Genomic DNA, 7,622 nt, shown 5'->3' with positions numbered 1-7,622 from the left:
GGATCTGCGCAAGGCCCTGGCCCTGAGCCAGGGGCGCAGCGGCGCCGACCTGGCGCAGGCGGCCGCGCAGATCGACGTGCTAGCCAGCGCCACCGATGCGCCGACCGAGCCGCTGAAGGCCCTGGCCGCGCTGCTGTCGGCCCGCCTGGCCGAGCAGCGGCGGCTGCAGGACAATGTCGACAAGCTGACGCTGCAACTGCGCGACAGCCAGCGCCGCAACGAGCAGCTCAACGAGAAGCTGGAAGCGCTCAAGGCCATCGAGCAGACGCTGCCCGGCAAGCCGGGCGCATCCCGTTGAAGGGGCAGGGCATGAAGACTCAAGCTTCGATCCTCGTCGTGGATGATGACGCCGATCTGCTGCGCCTGCTGACGATGCGCCTCACCGCCGCCGGCCACGCCGTGCAGGCCGTGGCAAGCGCCGAGGCGGCCTTGGCCCACCTGGCCGTGCGCCTGCCATCCCTCGTCATCACCGACGTGCGCCTGCCCGGCCTGGATGGCCTGGCGCTGTTCGACGAGGTGCGCAGCCGCCACCCGTCATTGCCGGTCATCCTGCTGACGGCCCACGGCAGCATCCCCGATGCCGTCGAGGCAACGACGCGCGGCGCCCACGCCTATCTGACCAAGCCGTTCGACGGCAAGGAACTGCTGGGCAAGATCAACCAGGCCTTGCGCGTCAACGTGCCCGGTCCGGCGTCCGTGGGCGGCGACGACGCCTGGCGCGGCGAGATACTCAGCCGCAGCCCGCGCATGGCCGAGGTGCTTGCTGAGGCCCGGCTGGTGGCGGCGACGGACGCGAGCGTGCTGATCTGCGGCGACAGCGGCACCGGCAAGGAGCTGCTGGCACGCGCCCTGCACAAGGCCAGCCCCCGTGCCGACAAGCCCTTCGTCGCGGTCAACTGCGGGGCCATTCCCGAGGCCCTGCTGGAGTCCGAACTCTTCGGTCACGTCAAGGGCGCCTTCACCGGCGCGCAGGGCCATCGGCAGGGCCTGATCCCGGCTGCGCACGGCGGCACGGTCTTCCTCGACGAGATCGGCGACATGCCGCTGGCCCTTCAAGTCAAGCTGCTGCGCGTGCTGCAGGAGCGCGTGGTGCGCCCGGTCGGCAGCAACGAGGCCGTGGCGGTGGACGTGCGCGTGCTGTCAGCCACTCACCGCGATCTGGAGCTGGCGATGAGCGAGGGCCAGTTCCGCCCCGACCTGTATTACCGGCTCAATGTCGTCAAGCTGAGCCTGCCGCCGCTGTCTGAACGCCGGGAGGACATCGCGCTGCTGGCCCAGCATTTCCTGCAGACGCTGGCCGGGCGGCATCGCAAGCCCGTCAAGGGTTTTGCGCCCGACGCGCTGGAAGCGCTCGTGGCGGCGCCCTGGCCGGGCAATGCGCGCCAGCTCTACAACGCCGTCGAGCAGGTCTGCGTGCTGGCCACGGCGCCGCTGGTGTCGCTGGCGCAGGTGCAGCGGGCGCTGCAGATGCCGCCACAGGAGGTGCTGAACTACCAGCACGCCAAGCAGCGGTTCGAGCGCGATTACCTGAACCAGCTGCTCAAGCTCACCTCGGGCCATGTGGCCGACGCTGCGCGCCTGGCGGACCGCAACCGTACCGAGTTCTACCGGCTGATGCAGAAGCATGGGCTGGACCCGCAGCTGTTCCGCGCGGAAGCGGGCGACGCCCTGACGTCGGATTCTGGCGACAAGAGGATGTCAGGTGAATCAAGCACTTAGGGCGCAGCCCGCCAGGGGCTGTCGCCGTCTGGCGACAGAACCGGCAGCGCCACCACGCCGTGCCGTGCCTCTGCAGCGTGAACTGGTTCACAAGTCGTTGATTGACAACAAAAAATCAACGCTGGCACAGGCCTTGCGCTAGGCCTGTCGTGGTGCCACCCGGCACCGCTTTTTGGTTCACGTTCTTCAGGAGATCTGCATGCAACACACATCCACCTTCGCCCGACTGCTGTCTGCTGCTTTGATGGCAGGTGCCGCTGGCGCTGCCATCGCCGCCGACCCGGCGCCGGCGACTGCTCCGGCCGAGCAGGTTGCGCAGGCGCAGACCGCGGGCGACGCGGCCCTGACCAGCCAGGTCCAGGCCGCGCTGCAGCAGGACAAGGACTTGTCCGCTCTGCCGCTGACCGTCAGCAGCACCAGCGCCGGTGTGATCGTCGTCAAGGGCGCCGCCCCCAGCGCCGAGCTGGCCCAGAAGGCCGTCCAGCTGGTCCAGGCCGTGCCGGGCGTGAAGGAGGTTCGCAACGAGATCAAGGTCGGCTAAAGCTCCGTCGTCCCTTGCTCTCAGGCCCCGCGCGCCCCCGCGGGGCCTTTTTTGATTCAGGGCCGAGCGCGCATGGACGAGCGGCTCCTTTCAACACCCGCTGTTGTTGACCAGTGCCTGCAGTCCCGCTTGGTCCAGGATTCGCAGCTGCCGCTGCTTGACCTCCATCAGCCCGTCTTCCTGGAACTTGGAGAAGGTGCGGCTGACGGTCTCGAGCTTCAGGCCGAGGTAGCTACCGATCTCTTCGCGCGTCATGCGCAGCACCAGGCTGGACGCCGAGAAGCCGCGCGCCTGCAGACGTTTCGTCAGGTTGAGCAAGAAGGCGGCCAGGCGCTCCTCCGCGCGCATATTGCCCAGCAGCAGCATGACGCCATGGTCCCGCACGATCTCGCGGCTCATGATCTTGTGGAAGCTGTGCTGCAGCGAGCTGAACTCGCGCGACAGGCCTTCGAGCTGGTTGTAGGAGATGACGCAGACGGACGAGTCCTCCAGCGCGACCGCGTCGCAGTGGTGCTGGTCACTGCTGATGCCGTCCAGCCCGAGCAGCTCGCCGGCCATCTGGAAGCCCGTCACCTGGTCGCGCCCATCCTCGCTGCCGACGCAGGTCTTGAAGAAGCCGGTGCGCACCGCATACAGCGCCTCGAAGCGCTGGCCGTTGCGGAACAGGTGCTCGCCGCGCGGCACGCTGCGACGTTTGTCCACCAGGCCCTCGAGCCGGCCCAGGTCGGTGGCGCTGAGACCCACGGGCAGGCAAAGCTCGCGCAGGTTGCAGCTCGCACATGCGACCTTGAGCGGCTCGATGGTGGGAGCAGCGGTGGACACGTCGGGATGGATCGGCATGTTCATCGCGCGGGGCAGGGTGGTCAGCATGTCAGTGATTCTTTGGCGGATGGCCCGAGCCGTCGTTGACCTGGATCAAGGCCCGACCGCCGCCGCCTCGGCACAGTGAGGCCATGGCTGCTGTGACCGAACGCCCCCTCGATGCCGACCTGCTCCGCCGCCACGACGTGGCCGGGCCGCGCTACACCTCCTACCCGACCGCCGACCGCTTCGTCGAGGCCTACCAGGGCGCCCAGCACCTGCAGGCGCTGCGCCAGCGCGGCACGGCTCAGCCCCTGTCGGTGTACGTGCACATCCCGTTCTGCGAGCAGCTCTGCTACTACTGCGCCTGCAACAAGATCATCACCAAGCACCATGAGCGCGCCGCGCCCTACCTGGCAGCGCTGAACATGGAGATGGACCTGGTGGCCGAGGCGCTCGGCGCTGGTTCCGGAGGTGCTGCGCCGGTGTCGCAACTGCACCTGGGTGGCGGCTCGCCGACCTTCCTGTCCGACACCGAACTGAGCGCGCTGATGGACGCGCTGCGCCGCCGCTTCAAGCTGCTGCCCGGCGCCGAGCTGTCCATCGAGGTCGACCCTCGCACCGTGGACCTGCAGCGCCTGACTCACCTGCGCCTGCTGGGCTTCAACCGCCTGTCCTTCGGGGTGCAGGACTTCGACGCTGCGGTGCAAAAAGCGGTGCACCGCGTGCAGCCTTTGGCGCAGGTCGCCAAGCTCATGCAACAGGCCAGGGAACTGGGCTTTGCGTCCACCAATGTCGACCTGATCTACGGCCTGCCGCTACAGACGCCCGCCAGCTTTGCCCGCACCATCGCGCAGGTGGCCGAGCTGCGTCCCGACCGCATCGCGATGTATGCCTACGCCCACCTGCCGCAGCGCTTCAAGCCGCAGCGCCGCATCGTGGCCGAGCTGCTGCCGCCGGCGGGCGACAAGCTGGCGATGCTGTCGGGCGCAATCAGCGCGCTGCTGGGCGAGGGCTACGCCTTCATCGGCATGGACCATTTCGCGCTGCCCGACGATCCGCTGGCCGTGGCCAAGCGCCAGGGAATGCTGCACCGCGGCTTCCAGGGCTATTCGACGCAACCGGACTGCGACCTCGTTGGCCTGGGTGTGTCTTCCATCAGCCGCGTGGGCGCCACCTATGCGCAGAACGCCAAGACGCTCGCTGAGTACGAGGACGCATTGAAGCTGCGCCAACTGCCCGTGCAGCGCGGCCTGGCGCTGACGCGCGACGACCTGCTGCGCCGGGCGGTCATCATGGCGCTGATGTGCCAGGGCCGCGTCGAGTTCGAGTCCATCGCGGCGTCCTACCTCGTCGATGTGCCGACCTACTTCGCACCGGAGCTGACGCGGCTCACGCAGCTCGCGGAGCAGGGGCTGGTCACGCTGGAGCCGGGCGCCATCCAGGTCACGCCGTTGGGCTGGTACTTCGTGCGTGCCATCGCACTGGTGTTCGACCGCTACTGCCAGGCGGATGCGAGCCGCGAGCGCTTCTCGAAAATCATCTGATGGCCTTGGACGCCGCGCTGATCGCGTCGGCCACGTTGATGGGCCTTGCCGGCCTGCCGCATTGCGCGGCCATGTGCAGTACGCCCTGTGCACTGGCTGGTGGCAAGCGCCCGGTTGGCCTGCTGGCCGGTCGACTGCTGGGTTATGCCGCGGGCGGTGCGATCGCTGCGGCATCGGCCGAGGCGCTGGCGCGGGCGTCGCAGGGCATGAGCCTCCTGCAACCGGCCTGGGCCCTGCTGCAGGCCGCGCTGCTGCTGCTGGGCCTGACCTTGCTCGTGCTTGGCCGCGCACCGGCCTGGCTGGGTGCCGTGAGCTGGCGCCCCCAGCCCCGCCATGCCTTTGCCAGCGGCCTGGCCTGGGTGGCCATGCCCTGCGGGCTGCTACATGCGGCGCTGCTGCTGGCGGGGCTGTCCGGCTCTCCCGCCAGCGGTGCGGCGGCGATGGCGGGCTTTGCGCTGACCAGCACGCCCGGCCTCGTCGTCGCGCCGCTGTGGCGGGCGCGGCTGCTCCGGCGCGGCGGAGACGGCGCCTCGCCGGCCCTGCGCCTGGCGGGCCTGGCACTCGCGCTCGGTGCCGCCTGGGGCCTGTTGCATGGCGTCTGGGAGCGCCTGCTGCTGGCCTGCTGACGCGGCCATAAACTCCCGTGGTCCCGTTTTGACTCGCCTATTTCGCGAAAGCCCACACGCCATGTACCAACACATCCAGGTGCCCGAAGGCGGCCAGAAGATCACGGTCAATGCCGACTTCTCGCTGAACGTTCCCGATCAGCCCATCATTCCCTACATCGAAGGCGATGGCACCGGCCTGGACATCACGCCGGTCATGCTCAAGGTCGTTGACGCCGCGGTCGCCAAGGCCTACGGCGGCAGCCGCAAGATCCATTGGATGGAGATTTACGCCGGTGAGAAGAGCACCCAAATCTACGGCCCCGATGTGTGGCTGCCCCAAGAGACGCTGCAGGTGCTGAAGGACTATGTCGTGTCCATCAAGGGCCCGTTGACCACGCCGGTTGGCGGTGGCATCCGTTCGCTCAACGTCGCGCTGCGCCAGGAGCTGGACCTGTACGTCTGCCTGCGCCCGGTGCAGTATTTCGACGGCGTGCCCAGCCCCGTCAAGGAGCCCCACAAGGTCAGCATGGTCATCTTCCGCGAGAACTCGGAAGACATCTACGCCGGCATCGAATACGAAGCCGAGAGCGACAAGGCCAAGAAGCTCATCAAGTTCCTGCAGGACGAGATGGGCGTCAAGAAGATCCGCTTCCCCGAGACCTCGGGCATCGGCATCAAGCCGGTCAGCCGCGAGGGCACCGAGCGCCTGGTGCGCAAGGCCATCCAGTACGCCATCGACAACAACAAGCCCAGCGTGACCATCGTGCACAAGGGCAACAACATGAACTACACCGAACGTGGCTTCCGTGACTGGGCCAATGCGCTGGCGCAGAAGGAGTTCGGCGCCGAGCCCATCGACGGCGGCCCGTGGTGCAAGTTCAAGAGCCCGAAGACGGGCAAGGACATCACCATCAAGGACAGCATCGCCGATGCCTTTCTGCAGCAGATCATCCTGCGCCCGGCCGAGTACAGCGTCATCGCCACGCTCAACCTCAACGGCGACTACATCTCCGACGCGCTGGCGGCGCAGGTGGGCGGCATCGGCATCGCCCCGGGCGCCAACATGAGCGACTCCATCGCCATGTTCGAAGCCACCCACGGCACCGCGCCCAAGTACGCCGGCAAGGACTACGTCAACCCCGGTTCCGAGATCCTGTCGGCCGAGATGATGCTGCGGCACATGGGCTGGAAGGAAGCGGCCGACCTGATCATCAGCGCGATGGAGAAGTCGGTCCTGAGCAAGAAGGTGACCTACGACTTTGCCCGGCTGATGGACGGCGCGACGCAGGTGTCCTGCTCCGGTTTCGGTCAAGTGATGATCGACAACATGGAGTGACGCGGCGGGGCGCGCATCATTGGCCATCGGCCGGTTCAACGCCTGGAGTCCAGCATGCCCGAATACCTCACGACCTATGTTGCCGAAGACCGGCTGCTGACCTATCAGGGGGCGGACTTCGATGAGGTGCGCCTGGCGGATCGGTCTGGCCAACTCGGCGCGCAGGTCTGGTGCTGGACGCGGCGCGAGGCGGACCGCAGCAAGGCCGCGTGGCTGCGGCTGATCGTGTCGGTCGATGACAAGGATTCACCGGACGCGGTCGAGCGCGTGCGTGATGCGTTGAAGCCCGCGCCGCCCGTCGATGTGAACCGCAAGCTCTGGATGCACTGAGCGGGGGATCCCAGGAAAGCAGACGGGGCGCCGACCGGCGCCCCGTTTTGTTGCTGAAGCCGATCAGCTCGCCAGCGACTCCAGCGCCGCATTGAAGGTCGCGCTCGGGCGCATGACCTTGTCCAGCTTGGCGACATCCGGCAGGAAGTAGCCACCGATGTCGGCCGGCTTGCCCTGGATGTCCTTGAGCTCTGCCGTGATCTTGGCCTCGTTGGCCGTCAGCGACTCGGCCAGCGGCTTGAAGCGGGCGGCCAACTCGGCGTCCTCGGTCTGCTCGGCGAGGGCCTGCGCCCAGAACATCGTCAGGTAGAAGTGGCTGCCGCGGTTGTCGATCTCGCCGGTCTTGGCACTGGGACCCTTGGCCTTGTCCAGCAGCTCGCCGGTGGCCGTGTCCAGGGCCCGGGCCAGCACCTTGGCCTTGGCGTTCTTGGTCTTGATGCCCACGTCCTCCAGGCTCACCGCCAGGGCCAGGAACTCGCCCAGCGAATCCCAGCGCAGATGGTTCTCTTCCACCAGCTGCTGCACATGCTTGGGCGCCGAGCCGCCGGCGCCGGTCTCGTACATGCCACCGCCGGCCATCAGCGGCACGATGGACAGCATCTTGGCGCTGGTGCCCAGCTCCATGATGGGGAACAGGTCGGTCAGGTAGTCACGCAGGATGTTGCCGGTGGCACTGATGGTGTCCAGCCCGCGCACCACACGCTCCAGCGTGTAACGCATGGCACGCACCTGGCTCATGA

General features: G+C 67.7%; 9 protein-coding genes. 7 read left to right on the top strand and 2 right to left on the bottom strand.

All coding sequences use genetic code 11. The annotated features are described in order from the left end of the window. The 3 genes from ACT6S0_RS25085 to ACT6S0_RS25075 all read left to right on the top strand — a co-directional run. Positions 1 to 298: hypothetical protein (locus ACT6S0_RS25085; RefSeq protein ID WP_444766475.1), on the top strand; the 298-nt coding region annotated here is incomplete at its 5' end. A gap of 11 nt (positions 299 to 309) precedes the next feature. After that, a complete protein-coding gene (locus ACT6S0_RS25080; RefSeq protein WP_444766474.1) occupies positions 310 to 1,719 on the top strand; it encodes a sigma 54-interacting transcriptional regulator in 1,410 nt (469 codons plus the stop codon). A 199-nt stretch (positions 1,720 to 1,918) separates the two neighbouring features. Beyond that, positions 1,919 to 2,260, top strand: a complete 342-nt coding sequence (locus tag ACT6S0_RS25075) for a BON domain-containing protein (RefSeq protein ID WP_444766473.1) — start codon at positions 1,919 to 1,921, stop codon at positions 2,258 to 2,260. 90 nt (positions 2,261 to 2,350) lie between these two features. Here the strand turns inward: ACT6S0_RS25075 and ACT6S0_RS25070 are convergent, their stop codons facing one another. Beyond that, the gene (locus ACT6S0_RS25070; protein WP_444766476.1) at positions 2,351 to 3,100 is read right to left on the bottom strand and encodes a helix-turn-helix domain-containing protein; all 750 of its coding nucleotides are present in this window, start codon (positions 3,098 to 3,100) and stop codon (positions 2,351 to 2,353) included. A gap of 113 nt (positions 3,101 to 3,213) precedes the next feature. Here ACT6S0_RS25070 and hemN point away from each other — a divergent pair, with 113 nt between their 5' ends. From hemN to ACT6S0_RS25050, 4 genes are all read left to right on the top strand, one after another. Next, positions 3,214 to 4,608: an oxygen-independent coproporphyrinogen III oxidase gene (gene hemN / locus ACT6S0_RS25065; RefSeq protein WP_444766472.1), complete on the top strand. Its 1,395-nt coding sequence runs from the start codon at positions 3,214 to 3,216 to the stop codon at positions 4,606 to 4,608. After that, positions 4,608 to 5,234, top strand: a complete 627-nt coding sequence (locus ACT6S0_RS25060; protein ID WP_444766471.1) for an urease accessory protein UreH domain-containing protein — start codon at positions 4,608 to 4,610, stop codon at positions 5,232 to 5,234. The genes hemN and ACT6S0_RS25060 overlap by 1 nt, the downstream gene beginning before the upstream one ends. A gap of 61 nt (positions 5,235 to 5,295) precedes the next feature. Next, positions 5,296 to 6,552, top strand: a complete 1,257-nt coding sequence (gene icd, locus ACT6S0_RS25055) for an NADP-dependent isocitrate dehydrogenase (RefSeq protein WP_444766470.1) — start codon at positions 5,296 to 5,298, stop codon at positions 6,550 to 6,552. Positions 6,553 to 6,606: 54 nt separating this feature from the next. Next, the gene (locus tag ACT6S0_RS25050; RefSeq protein WP_444766469.1) at positions 6,607 to 6,882 is read left to right on the top strand and encodes a hypothetical protein; all 276 of its coding nucleotides are present in this window, start codon (positions 6,607 to 6,609) and stop codon (positions 6,880 to 6,882) included. Between the two features lie 63 nt (positions 6,883 to 6,945). Here the strand turns inward: ACT6S0_RS25050 and ACT6S0_RS25045 are convergent. Then, on the bottom strand, positions 6,946 to 7,622 hold a 677-nt coding region (locus ACT6S0_RS25045; protein ID WP_444766468.1), incomplete at its 5' end, for an NADP-dependent isocitrate dehydrogenase.

It is taken from the genome of Roseateles sp. (genome assembly GCF_052436255.1).
Taxonomy (GTDB): Bacteria; Pseudomonadota; Gammaproteobacteria; order Burkholderiales; family Burkholderiaceae_C; genus Pelomonas.
This window is presented reverse-complemented; position numbering and strand designations above follow the sequence as displayed.